A 20,608-nucleotide genomic window follows, 5' to 3' on the forward strand; every position below is an offset into this window, starting at 1 on the left:
GCAGCCACAGCGCCCTTTGGCGCTATCCGTGATTACTTCTGAAAATCGTAAACATTGCCTAAGTCTAGCAGCTTAGTCAGCTCATCGAGCGCTTCACGCCCTTCAGTGAGCAATTGTGGGTCGGCGAGGTCATCCTGCGACAGACGGTCGCGGTAATAGCGGTCGACCCAGCGATTGAGAGTGGTGAACAGCCGGTCATTCATCATCACTGCCGGATTCACCGCTGCCTGCTCCTGCGCGTTAAGCACCACGCGCAAACGTAAACAAGCCGGGCCACCACCGTTACACATACTCTCGCGCAAGTCGAACACTTTCACTTCGCCGATCGGGCCATCGTCGGCCACCAGTTGATTCAGATAGCGCCAGACACCGGCATGCTGGCGCGCCTCTTCCGGCAATACCAGCAGCATGCCGCCGTGCTCGCGGCTGAGTAACTGACTGTTAAACAGATAGGTACTCACCGCATCGCTGACCGATACCTGACTGTCCGGCACTTCAATCGCGCAAAAATCCGGGACTTTCTGCGCCAGCTGCGCCAGCAGTTGCGGCTGATGCAGGAATGCGTGCTGATGGCAGAACAGTACCTGCTGATTACTGACGGCAATCACATCGTTGTGGAACACGCCCTGGTCGATAACCGCCGGATTCTGCTGGGCGAAAAGGGTTGCCCCGCTATCCAACTGGTGCAGACGCGCCACCGCCTCGCTGGCCTCGCGCGTCTGCCGTGCCGGATAACGCGCCGGGATCAAACCGCTGCTGGCCTCTTCGCGCCCGTAAACAAATAGCTGCAGGCCCGCCTCGCCATAGTGCGCACCCAGCCGGTTATGGTTGGCCGCCCCTTCATCACCAAACATGGCCACCTGCGGCAACGCCTGATGGACGGAAAAATAGTCCCGATCACGGAAGATGGCGCTGAGCAACGCCCCGGTGGTGGGCGCTTCCATTGCGCGATGAAACTTGTTGTTCAGATTCGCGACGGTGAAATGCACCCGCCGATCGGCGCTGTCTGCCGACGGTGATACCGTTGCGGCGTTCGCCACCCACATCGCCGACGCCGAACTGGCGGCAGAGAGTAGCTGTGGCGCCTGTTGCGCCGCCTTAGCCAGCACCTGTGCATCACTGCCGCTAAACCCCAGCTGGCGTAGCGCCGCAAGATTCGGCCGTTCATGGGGCGGGATCACCCCCTGCGCAAAACCAAGATCGGCCAGCGCTTTCATCTTCAGCAGCCCCTGTTTTGCCGCCAGCCGGGGATTCGACTGCTGATGCTGGTTGCGCGTCGAGGCTTCATTACCAAATGACAGCCCGGCGTAGTGGTGGGTTAATCCCACCAGACCATCAAAATTGACTTCGCGGGCATTCATTTCTGCTCTCCTGTGGCGCTGAAATCCAGGCCGGGCGATAAGCTGGCCGGCAGCGATAGCTGCGGGCTCTCCAGCGAGGCCATCGGCCATGCGCAATAATCGGCAGCATACCAGGCGCTGGCGCGATGATTCCCCGAAGCGCCAATGCCGCCAAATGGCGCGCTGCTGGAGGCGCCGGTCAGCGGTTTGTTCCAGTTAACGATCCCGGCGCGCGCCTCAATCAGCAGCCGATCGAATTTCTCGCGCTGCGGCGAGATCAGTCCGCAAGAGAGGCCGTAGCGGGTTTGGTTCGCCAGACGAATCGCCTGGTCATAATCGTCGTAACGGATCACCGTCAGCAACGGGCCAAACACCTCTTCATCCGGCAGGTTACTGATGTTAGTCACATCAATAATCCCCGGCGTCAGGATCGCGCTATCGCGCTGCGGCCATTGCATGGCCAGCAATACTTTGCCGCCGGCGGCCACCCGTGCCTGCCACTCGTTGTAGATATGCTCTGCCGCCTGCAGCGAAATCACGCTGCCCATAAACGGCTGAATCTCATCATTCCAGCGGCCAACGCGCAGCCGCCCCGCCACACTGGCTAAACGCGCGAGGAAAGCATCGCCGCTGGCGCCACGCCTGACCAGCAGACGGCGCGCGCAGGTGCAGCGCTGCCCGGCGGTAATAAATGCCGACTGAATGGCAATATGCACGGCAGCGTCGATATCATCAGGATCTTCAACAATCAGCGCATTATTGCCGCCCATCTCCAGCGCCAGCATTTTTTCCGGCTGGCCGGCGAACTGACGATGCAGCTGATAGCCGGTATTGGCGCTGCCGGTAAAAAGCAGGCCATCAATCTGTTTATCCTGCGCCAGCGCCTGGCCGGTCTCACGCCCGCCCTGCAGCAAATTCAGCACGCCACCGGGCACACCGGCGCTGAGCCACAGCCGCACGGTTTTCTCGGCGGTCAGCGGCGTCAGTTCGCTGGGTTTAAATACCACGGTATTACCGGCCAGCAGCGCCGGCACAATATGCCCGTTTGGCAGATGCCCGGGGAAATTGTAGGGACCAAATACCGCCATGACGCCATGCGGACGATGACGCAGAGCGCTCTCTCCCTGTTGTTGCTCGCCGGTACGGGCATGAAATGCGCTGACCGAGATCGCCACTTTATTGATCATCGCCTGCACTTCAGTTTGTGCTTCCCAGCGCGGCTTACCGGTTTCCTGAGCAATAGAAGCGGTCAGCTCATCTTTATGCTGCTCCAGCAGTGCGGCGAATTTTTCGGCGATCTTCTGACGCTCGGCGAACGGGCGGCGGGCCCAGCCGGGAAAGGCGGCGCGCGCTGCTTCACAGGCGGCCACCACCTGACCGGCGCTGGCGGTTTTCCCCTGCCATAACAACTTACCGTCAACCGGGTCGAACTTAATGGCGTTCTCGCCGCCGCCGGTGATCCATTGTCCATTAATACAGTGCGTCATGCTTTTTTCTCCTCGGCAAACAGTTTCACCACGCGCAGGTTGTCGCCGCTCTGGCATGCCATAATCTGTGCGGTCTCGCGGTTAATGGTAATGGCGGCGCTCTTTGGATCGGCGCGCAGCAGCATCACGCGGAAATTACGGTAATCCGTGTTGGCGACCAGGCACAGCGGCAAACTCTCATCCGGCGCGCGTTCGCTGAGGGTGACCGGCAACAGGCGGCTTTTACGAATCGCACGCACCTGGTCAATATGGCATTCCAGCGTCGGGCCGCCGTCGAAAATATCGACATAGTTCTGGAAACGAAAGCCCTCCGCCTCCAGCACCGCCCGCGCCGGCGCGGTTTGCGGATGCACCTGACCGATCACCGCCTGCGCTTCGGGCGACAGATAGTGGATATACAGCGGATGCTTCGGCATCAGTTCAGCAATAAAGGATTTCTGTCCGGTACCGCTGAGAAAGTCGGCATCGGTAAACGCCATGGAGAAAAAACGGCTGCCGACGCTGTCCCAGAAGGGGGAGTGTCCGTTTTCATCACTGACGCCGCGCATCTCAGCCACCACCCGATCCATAAAGCGATCGCGGAATTCGGCCATAAACAGAAAGCGCGACTTCGACAGCAGGTAACCATTTTTGCCGTCACGATAGTCAGGATCGAGAAACAGCGTACAGAGCTCGCTGCTGCCGGTATGATCATTACTCAGTGACAGAGTGGGCAGATTGTTATACACGTTCAGTTCTTTCGAGGCATGCACCTGGGTACCTACATGAAAGTTATACCAGGGATCCTGCAGCCCGACCGCTACCTCGATCGCACAAATGCCGACGGCCTGATTGTTGTCGCTGTCGGCGAGAACAAACACGTATCCCTGTTCCGCACGCGGCAAAGCATCCTGCCAGGTTTGGATTGAACGTTCGATCCGCGCCGACAGCGTTTGGCTGTCGGCAGGCAACGAGGTCAGACCGCCACCGGTTTTACCCGCCAGCGCCAGTAGTTGCGGCAGATCGTCACGTTCAACGGGACGAATAAACCTCATACATTTGCTCCTTTAACAACCACTTCACAGGCACGCTCAAAGCGCGCCAGCCCCTGTTTGACTTCCTGCTCGCTAATCACCAGCGACGGCGCAAAACGCACCACGCTGGCGCCGGCGATCAATACCATCACCCCCTGCTCAGCGGCAGCCAGATTGAACTGTTTGGCTTTGCCGCTGTAATCATCATTCAGCACGCAGCCAATCAGCAGCCCCAGACCGCGGATCTCTTTAAACAAGTGCAACCGCTGATTGATGGCGTTCAGTCCGTCGATAAACCAGCGATGACGCAGGCCAACGCCGTCCATCACATCCGGACGGTTGATCAACTCAATCACTTTACCGGCTACCGCCCCCGCCAGCGGATTACCGCCATAGGTCGTGCCGTGGGTACCCACGCCCATCACCGCCGCCAGTTTTTCCGTCGTCAGCATCGCGCCAATCGGGAAGCCGCCGCCCAGCGCCTTGGCGGTGGTCAGCACATCCGGCGTGACGCCATAGTGCATATAGGCATACAGCGAACCGGTACGGCCAACGCCGGTTTGCACTTCATCAAAAATCAGCAGTGCATGGTGCTTATCACAGAGCGCGCGCAGACCGCGCAAAAAAGCCGGCTCGGCAGGCACCACGCCGCCCTCCCCCTGAATCGGTTCAACAATCACCGCGCAGGTATCATCATTAATCAGCGCGGCAGCCGAATCCAGGTCATTAAATACCGCATGGCCAATCGCTTCCGGCAAAGGCGCGAAATCTTTCGAGTAGGCAGGTTGCCCGCCGGCAGAGACCGTAAATAGCGTGCGGCCATGAAAGGCGTTATTAAATGCGACGATGCCGCTCTTGTGTGCGCCAGCATGATCGTGGGCATATTTACGCGCCAGTTTCAGCGCCGCCTCATTGGCTTCCGCGCCGGAGTTACAGAAGAATACCCGCTCCGCAAACGTGGCATCGATCAACTGTTTCGCCAGCCGCAAAATCGGTTCATTGGTGTAGCCGTTGCCGGTATGCCACAGACGCGCCGCCTGTTGTTGTAGCGCCAGCTGTAATTCAGGATGCGCATGACCCAGCGCGTTCACCGCAATACCACCCGCAAAGTCGATATAATCTTTATTATTTTGATCCCACAGCGTTGACCCCTCAGCCCTGACCGGCACAAAGCTGGCAGGTGCATAGGTTGGCACCATCCATTGATCAAAGTTCTCACGTGATACTGACTGTTGCATAGCGGCCTCACTGCTCACCAGGTGAATTAAAAGTTTAAACAATGTTAACGAAATGATTCATCACAGCTCTACTGTAAATTGCACGCATCGTGCCAGCCAGCGCTAAAAATGCATAAATCGATCTATGACACTAAATATCAACAACTTACATTCGATCTCTATGCATAGTTAATGCATAAAAAGTGAATAACAATCCGAAAAGACGCCCGGCGCGGAACATAAAGAAGAGAAATTATGCATTGGCAAAATAAAATATGGCTTTTGTGATCGATGATGGGATTTGGTTTTATTAAGGTGCAGCACATGCACCCTAATGGCCCACAGGGCCCCATAATAGTGCAACTGGCGCACCTTCTGTTATAGGTTAAATCCAAATAACTGTGTCTGTTATTGCCTCGTTGTCCATGTTTGACTATGCGTTCTTCTACACTTGTAGTGACTGAATCTGCCTTCAGTCGCTACTTTCTGCTTTTGGAAATATCGTGATGACATTAACGAGGTGCCTATGTTCGGTTTAGACGCATTCGAACTGGCAAGAATACAATTCGCCTTTACCGTCTCCTTCCATATTATCTTTCCGGCAATCACTATCGGGCTGGCCAGTTTCCTGATGGTGCTGGAAGGACTATGGCTGAAAACCCAGGATGACGCCTGGCGCGATTTGTACCATTTCTGGCTAAAAATCTTTGCCGTTAATTTCGGTATGGGGGTGGTATCAGGACTGGTAATGGCTTACCAGTTCGGTACCAACTGGAGCGGTTTCTCGGCCTTTGCCGGCAGTATTACCGGTCCACTGCTCACCTACGAGGTACTGACCGCATTCTTTCTCGAAGCTGGCTTCCTCGGCGTGATGATGTTTGGCTGGAACCGGGTGGGGCCGGGGCTGCATTTCTTCGCCACCTGTATGGTGGCACTCGGCACACTGATGTCCACCTTCTGGATTCTGGCATCAAACAGTTTTATGCATACGCCGCAAGGTTTTGCGATCGTCAATAATCAGCTCATTCCGGTCGACTGGCTAAAAGTGGTATTTAACCCCTCCTTTCCTTACCGCCTGCTGCATATGTCGACCGCGGCCTTCCTCGCCAGCACCTTTTTCGTCGGCGCCTCCGCGGCCTGGCATCTGCTGCGCGGCAATAAAAGCCCGGCGGTGAAACGCATGTTTTCCATGGCGATGTGGATGGCATTAATCGTGGCGCCGATTCAGGCCGGTATTGGCGATGCCCATGGCTTAAACACCCTGCAATACCAGCCAGCCAAAATCGCGGCGATTGAAGGCCACTGGCAAAATAATAATCGCGATCCTTCGCCGCTGATCCTGTTCGGCTGGCCGGATATGCAGGCGGAAGAGACCAAATATGCGCTCGAAGTTCCCTATCTCGGTAGCCTGATTCTGACCCACAGTCTCGACAAACAGATCCCGGCGCTAAACAGTTTCCCGGCAACCGATCGACCGAACTCGACCATTGTCTTCTGGTCCTTCCGCATGATGGTGGCGCTGGGCCTGCTGATGATCGCCGTCGGCGTCTGCAGCTTGTGGCTGCGCATCCGGCGGCGCCTGTATGACCAGCGCTGGTTTCACCGTTTTGTCCTGCTAATGGGGCCATCCGGTCTGCTGGCGATCCTCGCCGGCTGGTTTACCACCGAAATCGGCCGCCAGCCCTGGGTGGTATATGGCCTGCTGCGTACCCGTGATGCGGTCTCGGCCCATGGCGCCCTGCAAATGTCAGTCAGCCTGCTGGTATTTATTCTGGTGTACAGCTCGGTATTTGGCGTCGGTCTGATCTATCTGCTGAAACTGGTCGCCCGGGGGCCGCAACCTTATCAGGAGCATGCCCCTGAAGGTGGGCCGGGTACCCCGCGCACACCGGCACGCCCGTTATCCGCCGCCGATGACACTTTTGACCTGCCGCAGAGGAAACAGTAATGGGTATCGATCTTGCTCTGATTTGGTTCATCATCATCGTTTTCAGCATCCTGATGTATGTGGTTATGGATGGCTTCGACCTCGGTATCGGTCTGCTCTATCCACTGGTGCCCGACACCGGTGACCGCGATGTGATGATGAACACTGTCGCCCCGGTATGGGATGGCAACGAAACCTGGCTGGTGATGGGAGGGGCCGGACTGTTTGGCGCCTTCCCTCTCGCCTACGCGGTGATCCTCGATGCGCTGACCATTCCGCTGACCATTATGCTGATCGGTCTGATATTTCGCGGCGTCGCCTTTGAATTTCGCTTTAAAGCCACGCCGGCACACCGCCGGTTCTGGGATAAGTCATTTATTGCCGGCTCTTTTGTCGCCACCTTTGCGCAGGGTGTGGTGCTGGGTGCCTTTCTGAATGGTTTTTCTGTCACCGGACGCCAGTGGAGCGGCGCGGCATTTGACTGGCTGACACCCTTCAGTCTGTTCTGTGGCGTGGGGTTAGTTGTCGCCTATGGGCTGCTGGGTTGCAGCTGGCTGATTATTAAAACCGAAGGGGAATTACTGTTACGTATGCGTAAAATGGCGCGCCCGTTGCTACTGGCGCTGCTGGTGATCATGGCGATCGTCAGTGGCTGGACGCCACTCAGCCATCCGGCAATTTCGGAACGTTGGTTCAGTTTACCTAATCTGTTGTTCTTCTTACCGGTACCGCTGCTGGTGCTGCTGGTATCCTGGGGTTTGTGGCATAGCGCCTGGAACCGCAATGCGCATTACACCCCTTTTATGCTGACGCTGGGTCTTATCTTTCTCGGTTTCAGTGGACTCGGCATCAGTATCTGGCCGAACCTGATCCCGCCGGACATCAGCTTCCGGGCTGCCGCCGCGCCGCCGCAAAGCCAGGGTTTTATGCTGGTTGGAGCGCTGTTTATTATCCCACTTATCCTGGTATATAGCTTATGGAGTTATTATGTATTCCGCGGCAAGGTTAAACCAGAGCATGGTTATCACTGAGGAAACGCAATGACATTTATCCAGCGAATGACGCGTCAAGGCGTTAAGCAGCCATGGTGGCGACGGCTGTACTGGCTGCTGATTATCTGGTGCGGCAGCGTACTGGCGCTGTTTATTATTGCCAGCCTGTTGCGCTTATTAATGAGTAGCGCCGGACTGAAGCTTCATTAAATTTAATCATTCCTGCCAGAGGCGGTGATATTCTCACCGCCTGTTTATTCTTAACGTAAAGTAATAATTAGCCAACTACTGACAACGCACTGTATTACTTAGTCAGTTATCACTTATAAATTCCCCTTGTTATTCACCACAACGATTTATTTTCGGCAAGAAACATTTGTAACTATAGAAATAAGAAAACAGCCTTAAGGCGGTGAATTATATTTTTGTTACTGAACATTGAGGGTGAAAACTTGCATAATTTAAAAACTTATAAATGATGTAAATGAAATGTAATTAACGCGCAAAAACTGGTCATTAAAGCCAGGTTAACAGTAGCTTAACGCGTCACAATCCGCCAAAGAGCAGTAAAGCTATAATAAGAAAAATCGATAACCATAGTAAAAAAATGATTTTAACCATCGCAATTTTCGATAAATGCCATTCTTTTACATTTAGTTACAGTTATGTTCTTATTGTAAATTTATTATTTGTGACATTTTCTACCGGGTCGCAAATGCGCGTCACAATAAAAATAATTTACAGGATACTTTAATGATGAAGCATAACGTAATTGCAGTGGTATTACCTCTGCTGCTGGGTCTGGGATCTGCCCATGCCGCAGAGATTTATAATAAAGATGGCAATAAGCTGGTACTTGACGGCAAAGTGAATGCCGGTCATCTCTTCTCCAGCGATACCAGCAACGATGGTGACGCTACCTATATCCGTTTAGGATTTAAAGGTGAAACGCAAATCACCGACCAGCTGACCGGCTATGGCCGCTGGCAGTACAACTTCCAGGGTAATAACTCTGAAGGTTCTGACGCCGAAAGTGGCAACAAAACCCGCCTGGGCTTTGCCGGTTTGAAATACGCTAACTTCGGTTCATTCGATTACGGCCGTAACTACGGCCTGATCTATGACGCACTGGCCTCTACCGATATGCTGCCAAAATTCGGCGGCGATTCAGGCTATACCGACGGCTTCCTCTCTGGCCGTTCAACCGGCGTCGCCACCTACCGCAATACCAGCTTCTTTGGTCTGGTGAAAGGTCTGGACTTTGCCCTGCAGTATGAAGGCAAAAACGATCGTAGCGGCAACACCGATGCAGTACGTCGTTCTAACGGCGACGGCTATGCGCTTTCCGCCGCCTACAATCTTGATTTCGGCCTGACCTTTACCGGTGCTTTCGCCAGCATCGACCGCACTGAAACGCAGAATGCCGCGGCACGCGGTGAAGGCGATCGCGCGCAGTCATGGGCGACATCGATTAAATATGATGCGAACCAGGTTTATCTGGCGACCATGTATGGCGAAACGCTGAATGCCACCCCGATCAGCGGTGGCTTTGCCAACAAAGCACAAAACTTCGAAGCCCTGGCGCAGTATCAGTTCCTTAACGGCCTGCGTCCGTCCCTGGCCTATGTCTCGTCGAAAGGCAAAGATATCGAAGGCATTGGTAGCGCGGATATTTTCAAATACGTTGCCGTGGGCACCTACTACTACTTCAACAAAAACATGGTGTTCTACGCAGAGTACAAAATCAACCTGCTGAAGGATGACAATGCACTCGGCCTGGCTAACGACGACGTTACCGGCGTAGGTCTGACTTACCAGTTCTGAGTTAACGCACCCTCACTGGCGGCGGCATTGTTGTGTCGACAAGCCGCCTGAAGCAAACAGGGCAGTTCATCATGAACTGCCCTTCTCTTTGCCGAATCGCTTAGCGCAGACGAAACTGCGCATCAGGACGAATCGCATCCGGCAGCTGCGTTTCGTTATTCATCTCACGCAGATTGATTTCAATATTTGTGCACATCGCATCCATCGGCAGATGATTGCTGGCGAAGCCGAAAGGTGTCTCCAGCTCTTCAGCCAGCGTATCCAGCGAAAGGAAGGTATAGGAGATAAACACCGATACCAGCGGCGTCATATAATGCAGATCCGGCACCAGGGCAAAGGGCAGCAGGCTGCAAAACAGATACACCGTACGATGCAATAGCAAGCCATAGGCAAACGGCACCGGCATACTGGCCAGCCGTTCACAGCCCCCCAGCACCTGCGTCAGCTGATTGAGGCTCTGATCCATGCTGACATACACCATATCAGAGACATTACCCTGACGGCGCTGGGCGGCCAGCCACTGCGAAAGCTGCAACTCAATAAAATTGGTCGGCGCACGGCGCTGCAGCACCTTTTCCGCTTCGCCGCCGAGGTAGCGGGTTAAATCTGCGCGCGGGTCGCTGCCACGCAGTTGGTGCTTCATGCTGTAACAAAAGGCCAGCAGCAGAGTGGTCACCTGCGGCACTTCATGGGGACAGATGGCCAGCGCCTGACGCTGAATGGTGCGACAGGCAATCAGCAAATTCCCCCACAACTGACGCGCTTCGGTAAAACGGGCATAACAAACGCTGTTGCGAAAACCAAGAAAAATAGCGATCGACACGCCGAGCAGACTAAAAGGCGCCAGGGTTAATTTCACGCCAAGCGACTCATACCAGCCAAGGCAGAAAATAGCGATAATCGACATCGCCAGATTAAGGGTAAGACGGAACAGAATGCCGGGCAGCACTGAGCCGTGCCAGGCAAACAGGCGGAGAAACCAATGACGATGGGGGCGGATGATCATGATGTGCAGGTGTTAATAATTTTCGCCGATTGTGGCAAAAACATTATCCGCTGGAAAGCACTTTTTTGTGATATTGGTCACATTTGGTTGCGAGCTGTAACCGGCGCCATTGCCAGCATCCTTAGCCATAAAAATAATGATTATGCCAGTGGATATCGCCGCTGAGGCCCGCGGCTACGGCGCCATCAGATCGTAGCGATTAGCGCCAGCGCCCTGCAATGTCATCGGTGGCGATAACTTCAGCGTGATCCAGTTTGAGGTGACGCGCTGTTGCCTGCTGTCTTCCAGCGTCACCGACAGCCGGTACTCATTGCTGGCCTCCGGGGAACTGTCCCATTGCGGCATAATCAGCGACCAGCCTTGCGGGCTGGTGTTATTGGCCGGCGGCGTCAGACTCAGCGCCTGGGTATCTCCCTGCCAGCTGACGCGCGCAATGCTATTGGCGGCGCGAATCTGCAATTTCAGCGGTAAGGTTTCCCCCGGCTGCAGCTGCCACGGCGGTGTGGCAAGAAACACCGACAGGGTCTTACGCTGTCGGAACTCCAGCACCGGTGTATTGTTACGCTCCACCACATCATAGCGGCTACCGCGCAACGAACGCGCCCCGGCGACATTGTCCGCCGACAGCTGTTTGCTTAGCGCCACGCCAATACGATAATTCACCTTCATGCCAAACTGATCCTGTGACTCCCCCCCTTCCCCCTCTTTATGGGACGCGGTAAAGCTCAGCAGCGGTACCGGGGTATAATTCACTCCGACAGTGACCGCCACCGGGTTATGGTAGCTGCTGCCGCTGTTAAACAGATCAACATTATCGCCGAGGTACTGCTCATAAGTTAGCGAGGCGCCGAGCTGGCGGTAAAAGGGTAAATAACCCTGGGTAGTGATGTCATAGCCGCGCGCCAGCCTGATCTGCGAACTGCTACTGGCATTACGCCAGCCGGAGAGTGGATGGTAATAGTTTGCTGAAAAACGCAGGAAATCGCCCCAGGCTTCGGTGCCCACCCCGGCGCGTTGCAAACCGCTGTCAAACTGGCGATCGACAAAGGTGTTATAGCCCAGCAACCAGTGACCGGCGAACCAGCGCTGACCGAGGCCGACATTACCGACCGCCCCCCGATCGGTTTGCGATACCCCGAGCTGAGTAAAGGTTAAATACTGATATTTATCCTGCCATGGCGTCAGCAACTGCGCGCTACTGCCATCCAGACTACCATCGATATCCATCTGCAGCGACAGGCTGGCGCTGCCATAAGGTGAAAGCAGACTTTGCCCGCGATCGGCCACCTGCTCAGCCACCTCACTGCGAAAATGGTTAAACGCCCACTGCCCCGCCTGTTTGCCTGGCGAATCGTCGCTCTCGCTGTTAAGACTGGCTTCGCCAATATCTTTGACAACCGTTGCCAGTTGCCTGGCAAAGGCATCGTTGCCGCCGCTGCTGTTGCCGAGTTCGGGCAGCTGGCGTTGCATGGCGCTAAAACGAGCGGGATCGTCGAAGGGATAGTCGGGAACTGGCGTAGCGGTTTGCAGGGCGTATGCGCCGGGCAGCGTTAGCCCGATGCCGCTCAGCATCAGTAAGGCGGAGAATATTTTTTTGCGCTGCCGTAATACCATTACACCTGCCGGTTAATCTGTCAGTTTCACTTATTTATGACCGCCATCACGGACCTGAGATAAAAAAGTAGACTTTAGCTTAACATACTGTTTACGAAATTTCGAAAACAGGGCAGGCAGAGACCAACAGGCCACGCATTATGCGTGGCCTGTCTGGCTGGATAAACGCCACCGCCAGTCACGACATAATCAATCCGCCATCGACATTAATGGTTTGTCCGGTGATATAGCGCGCATCATCGGACGCGAGGAACGCCACCAGTCCGGCGACATCCTGCGGTTCTCCGGCGCGTTTTAGCGGGATCCCCGCAACCCACTCCGCCATCAGTTCGCCTTTAGCGTAGTGTTTTTTCTCACTGCTAAGAATTTCGCCCCACACCCGGTCGTTATAGTCCCACATCTCACTGTTAATAATGCCCGGACAAAAAGCATTCACCGTGATATGCCACGGCGCCAGCTCATGGGCCAGACTCTGGGTAATGCCGATAACGCCCATTTTGCTGGCCGCATAGTGCGGTGTATAGATAAAGCCCTGACGCCCCTGACCAGAAGAGGTGTTAATCAGGCTGCCGCTCTGCTGTTTCACCATATATTTTGCCGCTTCGCGACAGCAGAGCCAGACGCCGGTGGTATTCACCGCAAGGATCCGTTCGAAATCCGCTTTGGGCATGCGATCAAAACTGTCGATGGTGATCACGCCGGCATTCTGTACCGATACGTCGATACTGCCGAACGTCTGCGCCGCCTGCTGATACATCGCCTGTACCTGTGACTCATCGGTCACATCCACCGGCAGCGCCAGAATCTCCACGCCATATCGCGCCTGCAGTTTTTGCGCGGTGGCAGAGACGCGTTCAGCATCATTGCTGACCATCACCAGTCTGGCGCCGTCCCGGGCGAAACGTTCGGCGATGCCGGCGCCAATGCCGCGACAGGCGCCGGTAATCACTACCGTTTTACCGCTAAAATCACGTTTCATCTTCTGCTCCTGTTATCGGTTGCTGGCCAGCTCTCAGCCGTGGCTTACTTCAGAGAGCGCTGCCGCCTGCTGCTTTTTTTCATGGCGACGCATTAACACCACCTTACTTTGTAAACGTTGCTGGAACTGGTCAATAACCACCGCCGTAACGATCACCAGACCTTTAATTACCATCTGCCAGAAGTCGCTGACTCCCATCATCACCATGCCGTCGGCAAGGAAGACGATAACAAAGGCGCCAATAATCGATCCTGACACTCGCCCACGCCCCCCCGCCAGCGCGGTGCCACCCAGCACCGTGGCGCCAATGGCGTCCATCTCAAACATATTGCCGGTCATCGGGTGGGCGGTTTGCAGCTGTGACGCCACCACCAGCCCGACCAGCGCGGCGCACAGCCCGGAGAAACCATAGACAAATACTTTCACCTTGATAATCGGCACCCCGGCCAGACGCGCCGCCGACTCATTGCCGCCAGTGGCATAGATATAGCGGCCCAGCGGGGTTTTACGCGTCAGATACAGCCCGAGCAGCAGGAAGCCGAGCATCAGCCAGATCGGGATATAAACCCCTAACACCGTACCGGAACCGAGAATCGCAAAACCGGTATTGCCCAGCGGCTCCATCCCCACCAGATTGGCGTAGGTACTGCCGTCGTTAAACAGCAGCGCCGCACCACGCGCCACATACATCATGCCAAGCGTACAGATAAAGGGCGCCACGCCAAGCCGGGTGATCACCGCGCCATTCACCAGCCCAATAATCACGCCAAAGATCGCCACCAGCAGAATCACTTCCGGGACATTGAGAAACAGAATATTGTCACCCCAGAGCGGAATACCATTGGTCAGCAGGGCGCCCGCCACCATGCCACAGATCCCGGCTACCGCGCCGACCGACAGATCAATGCCGCCGGTAAGGATGACCAGCGTCATGCCAATCGCCAGCAGGCCGGTAATCGCCACGTGCTGCGTCATAATCAGCAGATTGGAGGTAGTGAGGAAGTTCGGCACCATCACGCTAAAGAAACCAATCACGATTAACAGGGCGATAAAGGTGCGCGCTTTCAGTAAGTACATGTAGAGCAGATATTTTTGGTTCATCTTGCTATCCTCTGGCCCGGTCAGTCATGCGGCGTTGATGCGGCGATCAGTATTTCGCGCGTCGCGCCGGCACGCGGTAAATCGGCGGTAATTTTGCCGTCGGCCATCACCAGAATACGGTCGGCCAGCGCCATCACCTCATCCAGCTCTGACGAGGAGAACATCACCGCCAGCCCCTGGTGCGCCATGGAACCAATCAGATGATACACATCGGTTTTTGCTCCGACATCGATGCCCCGTGTCGGCTCATCCAGTAACACCACTTCCGGCCCGGTCATTAACGCCTTACCCAGCACCACTTTCTGCTGATTGCCGCCGCTGAGCGAGGTGATCGGCAGCTCGATATCGCTGACTTTAATCGCTAAGTGCTGGATCATCTGGTTAACCCGGCTCTCCTCCTGCTGCGGCCGCAATCGCGCCAGCGCGCGATGAAAAGCACGCAGGCTGACATCGGAAAGGGTCATATTGGTTTTGATCGACATCAGCTGAATGATCCCTTCGCCCTGACGATCTTCCGGCACCAGCGCAATACCGCGCTTGAGCCGCTGCTGGAAGTTGCATTTATCCAGCGATTGTCCGTTAAGCGTCACGCTGCCGCTCTGGCACGCCATCAGACCTATCAGCCCTTTAAACAGTTCGGTACGTCCGGCGCCCAGCAGGCCATAAATGCCGACCACTTCGCCTTTGCGCAGGCTAAAACTGACGTCATTCAGCTTATAGCCGCCATTCTGGTGCAGCGCCGTCAGGCCATTCACTGCCAGTACCGTTTCGCCCTGGCGGGCTGGCGAGTAATCAAAATGCTTTTTCTTATCCCCCACCATCTGTTCGATAATCCACGGCACGCTGGCATCGCGGACTTCGCGTTCGCTGATAAAACGGCCATCGCGGAAAATGGTGATGTGATCGCCGATTTCCATCAGCTCTTCCAGCCGGTGGGAGATATAGATAATGGTGACGCCGCGCCGCTTCAGCTGAGCAATCACATTAAACAGCACTCTGACTTCCGACTGGCTGAGCGCCGACGTCGGCTCATCCATAATCAGAACCCGGGTGTCTTTTGACAGCGCGCGGGCAATCTCCACCAGTTGCTGATGGCCAATCCCCAAATCCCCCAGCGAAGTGTATGGATCAACATCCAGTTCCAGCCGCTCCAGCAGCGCTTTGGCCAGCTGATACTGATATTTCTCATTGATACGGCCGTGCTGGAAAAACTCGTTGCCGATAAAAATGTTGTCCATCACATTCATATTGGGAAACAGGTTCAGCTCCTGGAAAATAATGCTGATCCCATGCTTTTCCGCCTGCTGGGTGGAGTGGAGAGTAACCGGTTCGCCATCCAGAAAGATCTGCCCGGAAGAAGGGGTCTCCACCCCGGCCAGCATCTTCATCATGGTGGACTTCCCGGCGCCGTTTTCGCCAATCAGGACGTTGACCTTATTGCGATAGACGCGGTAGTTAACCTGGTCAAGCGCCGTCACGCCGGGATAAATACGCGACACATTTTGCGTCTCAATAATTACCTCGGGCAGTTGCACCACGCTATCCAGCGCCTCAGTTTGCATGTGGGCCATTATTCACTCCTCACTGACGCGTTACCCGCGCCGGGGTAATATCCGGAACGGTTTGCGGAATGTCCCAACTGCTGAATACGCCAACCACTTCCAGCTTATCGCCGACCTTCGGCTGTAGCGCTTTCATCTGATCGGAAGCCTGGTTATTGATCGCCCGGCCATAGTCGCCAAACAGCACCTGATCGTTAAAGTCCTGATAGCTGGCCCCCTGGTAAGCATCACGCAGGGCGGTACCACGAATAATCGGTCCGATTTGCACCACTGCACTGACACCGCTGACATCTTTAATCGTCATTTTGCCGCTGCGCGAACCGGTATTGACATCCTCTACCGCGCCCTGGACTAATACCGCAAACACGCAGGGGTTTTCCGCCTGGGCACGATAACCAAACTTCGCGCAGGCGCTGTCGAAATCCTTCGCCGCCGTCAGATTTTTCATCAGCTCGTCCAGCGGCTTCGCCTCGCTGGCCAGCTGCGGCACAATTTTTTGCTGGAACACCTGGTGAACATCCGCCATTTTGGCATTCGGCGGACTTTTTAACTCAGCCAGCTGCTGGCGGGAGACGATACGGCAGCCCGCTAACGTCAGTACGGCAATCATCAGCCAGAGACCTCTGGACATCATTTTCTCCTTTGCGCCCGCCAGGCGGGCGCGACAGCGGCGTCTGAAGCGTTAAGACTTATAATTGAAGTCCTGCACCTTGCTGGCATTCTCCGGGGTGATCAGGATGCCGCGGAACATCACGCGCTGTTTATCGGGTTTAGTGCCTTTCTGCAGATAATTATCGAGATCGGTCACTCCCTGCGCGGCGATCGCCTGCGCCTGCAGCATAACCGTGGCCTTCAGGCTGCCGGCTTTTACCGCTTCGCGCTCATCGTTGCTGCCGTCGATACCGACCACAATCACATCATTGCGACCGGCGGCTTTCAGGGCGGCAATCGCGCCGAGGGCCACCGGACCGTTGCCGCAGATCACCCCTTTTACATCCGGATGCGCCTGCAGAATACTGTCCATAATGCGCTTACCATCGATCAGCGTACCTTTCGCATCCTGGCGCGCCACGCTCTGCATATCTGAGTACTGATCAAGCACCTGGTGGAAGGATTTCGAGCGTGTCACACAGTTGTTATCTGCAAGGTTACAGGTGAGTTCGGCATACTTACCCTTCTCACCCATCTTCTCGACAAAGACGTTGGCGACATCTGAACCCGCCTGGAAGTTATTGTGGGTAATTTGCACCAGCGCCACATCGTCGACCGGGATCTCCCGGTTGATCAGCACCACCGGAATACCGGCGTCTTTGGCTTTTTTGATCGCCGCCACGCTGGCGGTGGAGTCGGCGTTATCCAGCACGATGCCCTGCACTTTTTTACCAATTGCGGCATCAATCAGTTCACTCTGCTTCTTGACATCTTCTCCGTGGGAAAGCACCGAGGTTTTATAACCCAGCGCCTGCGCCTTCAGATTGGCGCCTTTGGCTTCGGAGGCGTAGTACGGGTTATCGAGTGAGTTAACCATAATCATTATGGTGCCTTTCTCCGCCGCCCAGGCTGCGGTGGAGAAACTACAGGCCGTGGCAACAGCTAATAGCAATAAACGCGTTTTCATGATGATGTTCTCTCTATGTATTATTATATGCAGGTGTACAAAGCCGTGGCCGGGCGGGACTCGTGCCGCACCGGGGATTACCAAATCGTAAAACCGCCATCGATCATCAGATCGGCGCCGGTGATCATGTCGCTGCCGTTGCTGGCAAAAAACAGCACGGCGGCGGCGATCTCATCGGTATAGGCGAAACGACCCAGCGGGATTAATTGCTTCATCGCTTCCCCTTTTTCACCGCGCCAGGCCTTTTCGCCCATCGGCGTCAGCACCACGGTCGGTGACAGGGTATTGACGTTGATTTTGTGGCGGGCGAACTCTTTCGCCATTACTTTGGTCATGCCCAACAGCCCGGCCTTCGCCGAGGTGTAAGCGACATGGTTATCAATGGCAATCGAGGCGGCCTGTGAGGCGATATTAATAATCTTGCCGCCGTTACCGGCCTGAATCATCTGTTTCGCCGCCGCCTGCGAGCAGAGAAAGGGTCCGGTAAGGTTTACCGCCAGCTGCTTTTCCCATTCAGCAAAGTCGGTCTCCAGTACCGGCTGCAGCATCACATAACCGGCGCAGTTAACCAGAATATCGAGATGGCCATAGTGCGCGACCACCTGCTGAAAGGCTGCCGTCACCGAAGCCGGTTGCGTCACGTCACACTCGACAAACTGCACGCGGGCGGCATCAAACCGGGCGGCGACCTGCGCCACTTTTTGCTGTTCGAACGCCGGGTACAGCAGCGCGAGGCTGGCGCCCTTCTCCAGTAGCATCTGGTTACTGGCCATGGCGATCCCACCCAGTCCACCCGTCACTACGGCAACTTTGCCGCTCAGATCCAGATTGGTATCGACGCCATAACGCAGATTTACATCGTATTCATTACTCATCGCCCGGCTCTCCTTACGAAACGGCGTGGTGTATAGCAGGAGTGGCGGCTGGCAGCGACGCCGCCCGGATACCCCCGGCGCCGCGCCGCTGAACAGCACAGAATAGTCAGCAAAATAAAGCGTTTAACTTCACGCTGCCGCTTATCATTTTGCTGGTCATTGACTTTCGAATAAAAATATACGCTATCGATTGTTAACAAGATGTGGCACAGATCAAAGTTCAAATAAAAAGCAGGTGAACACATAAGCACATGATTTATCAGCACACTGATTATATTGACCGCAGAGTATATGGATAAATTTGACTTAACACTGTGATAAATCGACTCTATTTCCTACATATCATTTTCGAATGAAAATTATATGTTAACTATCGTCACCTCGCTTTCACCAACCGTCAGCGTTAATATTTATGGCAGCAAAGGTGTCTGAACCGGTCCTGAGCACGACAATCAGGAAAAGGGAGTATTTCGATTGAAAAGCAAAAGTGAACAGCTGGCGGATATGCAGCAACGCCGCGATAAGATCCTTGAGATGATCCGCGAGGACGGCACCGTTACGGTTAAGATGCTGACTGAAGCCTTTAATCTGACCGAAGCCACCATCCGTACTGACCTGCGGCAACTGCAAAAAGAGGGGCACGTGCAACGCTATCATGGCGGCGCCACGCTAATCACCGGTAAGCAAAATACCGGCGCACTGCTGCTGGAAAGGCAAATACATCTTGATGCCAAAGATGCCATCGGGCGTCTGGCGGCAAAGCATATTGAAAATGGCGATACGGTGATTTTCGATTCCGGCACCACGACCACCGCAATCGCTAATCATATGAGCCATATTCGAAAACTTTCGGTTATCACTACCGCAGTGAATATCGCCCTGAAGCTCGGTGGCGAACCGGGCATTAATATCCTGCTGACCGGCGGCACCTTTAAATTCCCCACGCTCTCGACCTCCGGGGAAAAAGCCGCCGGTTTTTTTCAGAACGTGCTGGCAGAAAAACTGTTTCTCGCCACCGCCTGCATCTCGCCGCGCCTCGGGCTGAGCTACCCGAGTGAAACCGATATTAAAGTGAAAACCGCGATGATGAAATCGGCCAACACCGTCTATGTGGTGGCCGACTCGAGTAAAATCGATAAGGTCTCAATGTTCGCGATGCCCTGCGACTGGAGCAATATCCACTATCTGATCACCGATAGCGGTATTTCACAGCTGTCGATCAACGCCTTTGAAGCGCTGGGCGTCAAGGTGCTGGTGGCCGAATGATGCGGCGCACGGTACAGCGAAACCACCTCGCCGACGATCAATAAGCTTGGTGATTGCGGTTGCTGTTGCGCCACGCAGCTGGCCAGCTGGTGTAAACGCGTGATCATCACCCGCTGATCGTGCCGGGTGCCGCGCTCGATAATCGCCACCGGCGTTTCGCCATTACGGCCATGGGCAATGAGCTGCTGGCTTAACGCCTCACACCAGGTCAGCCCCATATAAAATACCAGCGTCTGATGCTGATCCTGCAGACTTTGCCAGTCCAGCTGCGGCTTGCCATCCCGCCCGTGGCCGGTAATAAAGCGCACCGACTGCGCCATTCCGCGATGGGTTAATGGAATACCCGTCGCCGCCGCACAGCCGGTGGCGGCAGTAATCCCCGGCACCACATAACAGGGGATCCCTGCCTGCTGCGCCCACGCCATTTCCTCGCCTCCACGCCCAAAAATAAACGGGTCGCCGCCCTTCAGACGGATCACCTGCTGCCCGGCGCGGGCTAAATCGACCAGCAACTGATTAATCTGCGATTGCTTCATACCGTGAAAACCGGGGGTCTTACCGACATCAATACAGAGCGCATCGGCTGGCACCAGCGCCATAATTTCACCGCTCACCAGACGATCGTAAACCACCACCTGCGCACGCTCAATCAGCCGCAGCGCTTTTACCGTTAGCAGTTCCACATCGCCCGGTCCGGCGCCGACCAGCCAGATCGCGCCCGGTTGCGCGCCGCGCAAAGCACCATTCAGTAACTTATCCAGAGAAGAGAGCGCCACTGTCATTTGAT

General features: G+C 55.2%; 19 protein-coding genes. 6 read left to right on the forward strand and 13 right to left on the reverse strand.

Features of this window, described 5'->3' with window-relative positions; genetic code table 11:
- Window positions 1–32 precede the first annotated feature (32 nt).
- Genes astB through JWF83_RS14995 form a run of 4 tightly spaced genes read right to left on the reverse strand, consistent with a single transcriptional unit; the run spans window position 33 to window position 5,078 of the window.
- A complete protein-coding gene (astB, locus tag JWF83_RS14980; RefSeq protein ID WP_413651123.1) occupies window positions 33–1,361 on the reverse strand; it encodes an N-succinylarginine dihydrolase in 1,329 nt (442 codons plus the stop codon).
- Complete coding sequence (astD, locus tag JWF83_RS14985) at window positions 1,358–2,827, reverse strand: succinylglutamate-semialdehyde dehydrogenase (RefSeq protein WP_413651124.1); 1,470 nt, start codon at window positions 2,825–2,827, stop codon at window positions 1,358–1,360. The genes astB and astD overlap by 4 nt, the downstream gene beginning before the upstream one ends.
- Window positions 2,824–3,861, reverse strand: coding sequence for an arginine N-succinyltransferase (astA, locus tag JWF83_RS14990; protein ID WP_413651126.1), 1,038 nt, complete (start codon window positions 3,859–3,861; stop codon window positions 2,824–2,826). Before astA ends, astD begins: the two co-directional genes overlap by 4 nt.
- The gene (locus JWF83_RS14995; protein WP_413651127.1) at window positions 3,858–5,078 is read right to left on the reverse strand and encodes an aspartate aminotransferase family protein; all 1,221 of its coding nucleotides are present in this window, start codon (window positions 5,076–5,078) and stop codon (window positions 3,858–3,860) included. The genes astA and JWF83_RS14995 overlap by 4 nt, the downstream gene beginning before the upstream one ends.
- Window positions 5,079–5,583: 505 nt before the next feature.
- Here JWF83_RS14995 and JWF83_RS15000 point away from each other — a divergent pair.
- From JWF83_RS15000 to JWF83_RS15015, 4 genes are all read left to right on the forward strand, one after another.
- Entirely contained in the window at window positions 5,584–7,005 is a 1,422-nt protein-coding gene (locus tag JWF83_RS15000) for a cytochrome ubiquinol oxidase subunit I (RefSeq protein ID WP_413651129.1), read from the forward strand.
- Window positions 7,005–8,015, forward strand: coding sequence for a cytochrome d ubiquinol oxidase subunit II (gene cydB / locus JWF83_RS15005; RefSeq protein WP_413651130.1), 1,011 nt, complete (start codon window positions 7,005–7,007; stop codon window positions 8,013–8,015). Before JWF83_RS15000 ends, cydB begins: the two co-directional genes overlap by 1 nt.
- A 9-nt stretch (window positions 8,016–8,024) precedes the next feature.
- Window positions 8,025–8,186: a DUF2474 domain-containing protein gene (locus tag JWF83_RS15010; protein ID WP_413651131.1), complete on the forward strand. Its 162-nt coding sequence runs from the start codon at window positions 8,025–8,027 to the stop codon at window positions 8,184–8,186.
- A gap of 543 nt (window positions 8,187–8,729) precedes the next feature.
- Window positions 8,730–9,800: a porin gene (locus tag JWF83_RS15015; protein ID WP_413651132.1), complete on the forward strand. Its 1,071-nt coding sequence runs from the start codon at window positions 8,730–8,732 to the stop codon at window positions 9,798–9,800.
- Window positions 9,801–9,900: 100 nt separating this feature from the next.
- Here the strand turns inward: JWF83_RS15015 and JWF83_RS15020 are convergent, their stop codons facing one another.
- Complete coding sequence (locus tag JWF83_RS15020) at window positions 9,901–10,806, reverse strand: bestrophin family protein (RefSeq protein WP_413651134.1); 906 nt, start codon at window positions 10,804–10,806, stop codon at window positions 9,901–9,903.
- On the opposite strand from JWF83_RS15020, the gene JWF83_RS15025 reads away from it, so the two are divergent.
- Window positions 10,783–10,971: a hypothetical protein gene (locus JWF83_RS15025; RefSeq protein WP_413651136.1), complete on the forward strand. Its 189-nt coding sequence runs from the start codon at window positions 10,783–10,785 to the stop codon at window positions 10,969–10,971. The genes JWF83_RS15020 and JWF83_RS15025 overlap by 24 nt on opposite strands.
- Before the next feature lie 9 nt (window positions 10,972–10,980).
- Here the strand turns inward: JWF83_RS15025 and JWF83_RS15030 are convergent, their stop codons facing one another.
- From JWF83_RS15030 to JWF83_RS15060, 7 genes are all read right to left on the reverse strand, one after another.
- Window positions 10,981–12,420 (reverse strand): YchO/YchP family invasin, encoded by a 1,440-nt coding sequence (locus tag JWF83_RS15030; protein WP_413651137.1) that lies wholly within the window; start codon window positions 12,418–12,420, stop codon window positions 10,981–10,983.
- Window positions 12,421–12,598: 178 nt separating this feature from the next.
- Window positions 12,599–13,399 carry a glucose 1-dehydrogenase gene (locus tag JWF83_RS15035; protein ID WP_413651138.1) on the reverse strand — a complete coding sequence of 267 codons (801 nt, stop codon included), beginning with the start codon at window positions 13,397–13,399 and terminating at the stop codon, window positions 12,599–12,601.
- 33 nt (window positions 13,400–13,432) lie between these two features.
- The gene (locus tag JWF83_RS15040) at window positions 13,433–14,500 is read right to left on the reverse strand and encodes an ABC transporter permease (protein WP_413651139.1); all 1,068 of its coding nucleotides are present in this window, start codon (window positions 14,498–14,500) and stop codon (window positions 13,433–13,435) included.
- A 20-nt stretch (window positions 14,501–14,520) separates the two neighbouring features.
- The gene (locus JWF83_RS15045) at window positions 14,521–16,071 is read right to left on the reverse strand and encodes a sugar ABC transporter ATP-binding protein (RefSeq protein WP_413651140.1); all 1,551 of its coding nucleotides are present in this window, start codon (window positions 16,069–16,071) and stop codon (window positions 14,521–14,523) included.
- Between the two features lie 10 nt (window positions 16,072–16,081).
- Window positions 16,082–16,693 (reverse strand): DUF2291 family protein, encoded by a 612-nt coding sequence (locus JWF83_RS15050; protein ID WP_413651490.1) that lies wholly within the window; start codon window positions 16,691–16,693, stop codon window positions 16,082–16,084.
- A 51-nt stretch (window positions 16,694–16,744) separates the two neighbouring features.
- Window positions 16,745–17,680 (reverse strand): D-ribose ABC transporter substrate-binding protein, encoded by a 936-nt coding sequence (locus tag JWF83_RS15055; RefSeq protein ID WP_413651141.1) that lies wholly within the window; start codon window positions 17,678–17,680, stop codon window positions 16,745–16,747.
- A 77-nt stretch (window positions 17,681–17,757) separates the two neighbouring features.
- Window positions 17,758–18,555, reverse strand: a complete 798-nt coding sequence (locus tag JWF83_RS15060; protein ID WP_413651142.1) for a GolD/DthD family dehydrogenase — start codon at window positions 18,553–18,555, stop codon at window positions 17,758–17,760.
- Window positions 18,556–19,029: 474 nt separating this feature from the next.
- Between JWF83_RS15060 and JWF83_RS15065 the strand changes: the two genes are divergently transcribed.
- Window positions 19,030–19,821, forward strand: a complete 792-nt coding sequence (locus JWF83_RS15065) for a DeoR/GlpR family DNA-binding transcription regulator (protein WP_413651143.1) — start codon at window positions 19,030–19,032, stop codon at window positions 19,819–19,821.
- Here the strand turns inward: JWF83_RS15065 and cobA are convergent.
- A complete protein-coding gene (cobA, locus tag JWF83_RS15070) occupies window positions 19,737–20,603 on the reverse strand; it encodes a uroporphyrinogen-III C-methyltransferase (protein ID WP_413651491.1) in 867 nt (288 codons plus the stop codon). The genes JWF83_RS15065 and cobA overlap by 85 nt on opposite strands.
- Between the last annotated feature and the right edge of the window lie 5 nt (window positions 20,604–20,608).

This window comes from Pantoea sp. B65 (assembly GCF_047308185.1).
Lineage (GTDB): Bacteria > Pseudomonadota > Gammaproteobacteria > Enterobacterales > Enterobacteriaceae > Erwinia.

Coding starts and splice junctions, on each gene's coding strand:
- JWF83_RS14995 (WP_413651127.1), bottom strand. CDS start 5,078: ATGCAACAGTCAGTATCACGTGAGAACTTTGATCAATGGATGGTGCCA.
- JWF83_RS15060 (WP_413651142.1), bottom strand. CDS start 18,555: ATGAGTAATGAATACGATGTAAATCTGCGTTATGGCGTCGATACCAAT.
- JWF83_RS15010 (WP_413651131.1), top strand. CDS start 8,025: ATGACATTTATCCAGCGAATGACGCGTCAAGGCGTTAAGCAGCCATGG.
- astA (WP_413651126.1), bottom strand. CDS start 3,861: ATGAGGTTTATTCGTCCCGTTGAACGTGACGATCTGCCGCAACTACTG.
- JWF83_RS15045 (WP_413651140.1), bottom strand. CDS start 16,071: ATGGCCCACATGCAAACTGAGGCGCTGGATAGCGTGGTGCAACTGCCC.
- astB (WP_413651123.1), bottom strand. CDS start 1,361: ATGAATGCCCGCGAAGTCAATTTTGATGGTCTGGTGGGATTAACCCAC.
- cobA (WP_413651491.1), bottom strand. CDS start 20,603: ATGACAGTGGCGCTCTCTTCTCTGGATAAGTTACTGAATGGTGCTTTG.
- JWF83_RS15000 (WP_413651129.1), top strand. CDS start 5,584: ATGTTCGGTTTAGACGCATTCGAACTGGCAAGAATACAATTCGCCTTT.
- JWF83_RS15050 (WP_413651490.1), bottom strand. CDS start 16,693: ATGTCCAGAGGTCTCTGGCTGATGATTGCCGTACTGACGTTAGCGGGC.
- cydB (WP_413651130.1), top strand. CDS start 7,005: ATGGGTATCGATCTTGCTCTGATTTGGTTCATCATCATCGTTTTCAGC.
- astD (WP_413651124.1), bottom strand. CDS start 2,827: ATGACGCACTGTATTAATGGACAATGGATCACCGGCGGCGGCGAGAAC.
- JWF83_RS15055 (WP_413651141.1), bottom strand. CDS start 17,680: ATGAAAACGCGTTTATTGCTATTAGCTGTTGCCACGGCCTGTAGTTTC.
- JWF83_RS15035 (WP_413651138.1), bottom strand. CDS start 13,399: ATGAAACGTGATTTTAGCGGTAAAACGGTAGTGATTACCGGCGCCTGT.
- JWF83_RS15040 (WP_413651139.1), bottom strand. CDS start 14,500: ATGAACCAAAAATATCTGCTCTACATGTACTTACTGAAAGCGCGCACC.
- JWF83_RS15015 (WP_413651132.1), top strand. CDS start 8,730: ATGATGAAGCATAACGTAATTGCAGTGGTATTACCTCTGCTGCTGGGT.
- JWF83_RS15030 (WP_413651137.1), bottom strand. CDS start 12,420: ATGGTATTACGGCAGCGCAAAAAAATATTCTCCGCCTTACTGATGCTG.
- JWF83_RS15020 (WP_413651134.1), bottom strand. CDS start 10,806: ATGATCATCCGCCCCCATCGTCATTGGTTTCTCCGCCTGTTTGCCTGG.
- JWF83_RS15025 (WP_413651136.1), top strand. CDS start 10,783: ATGACGATGGGGGCGGATGATCATGATGTGCAGGTGTTAATAATTTTC.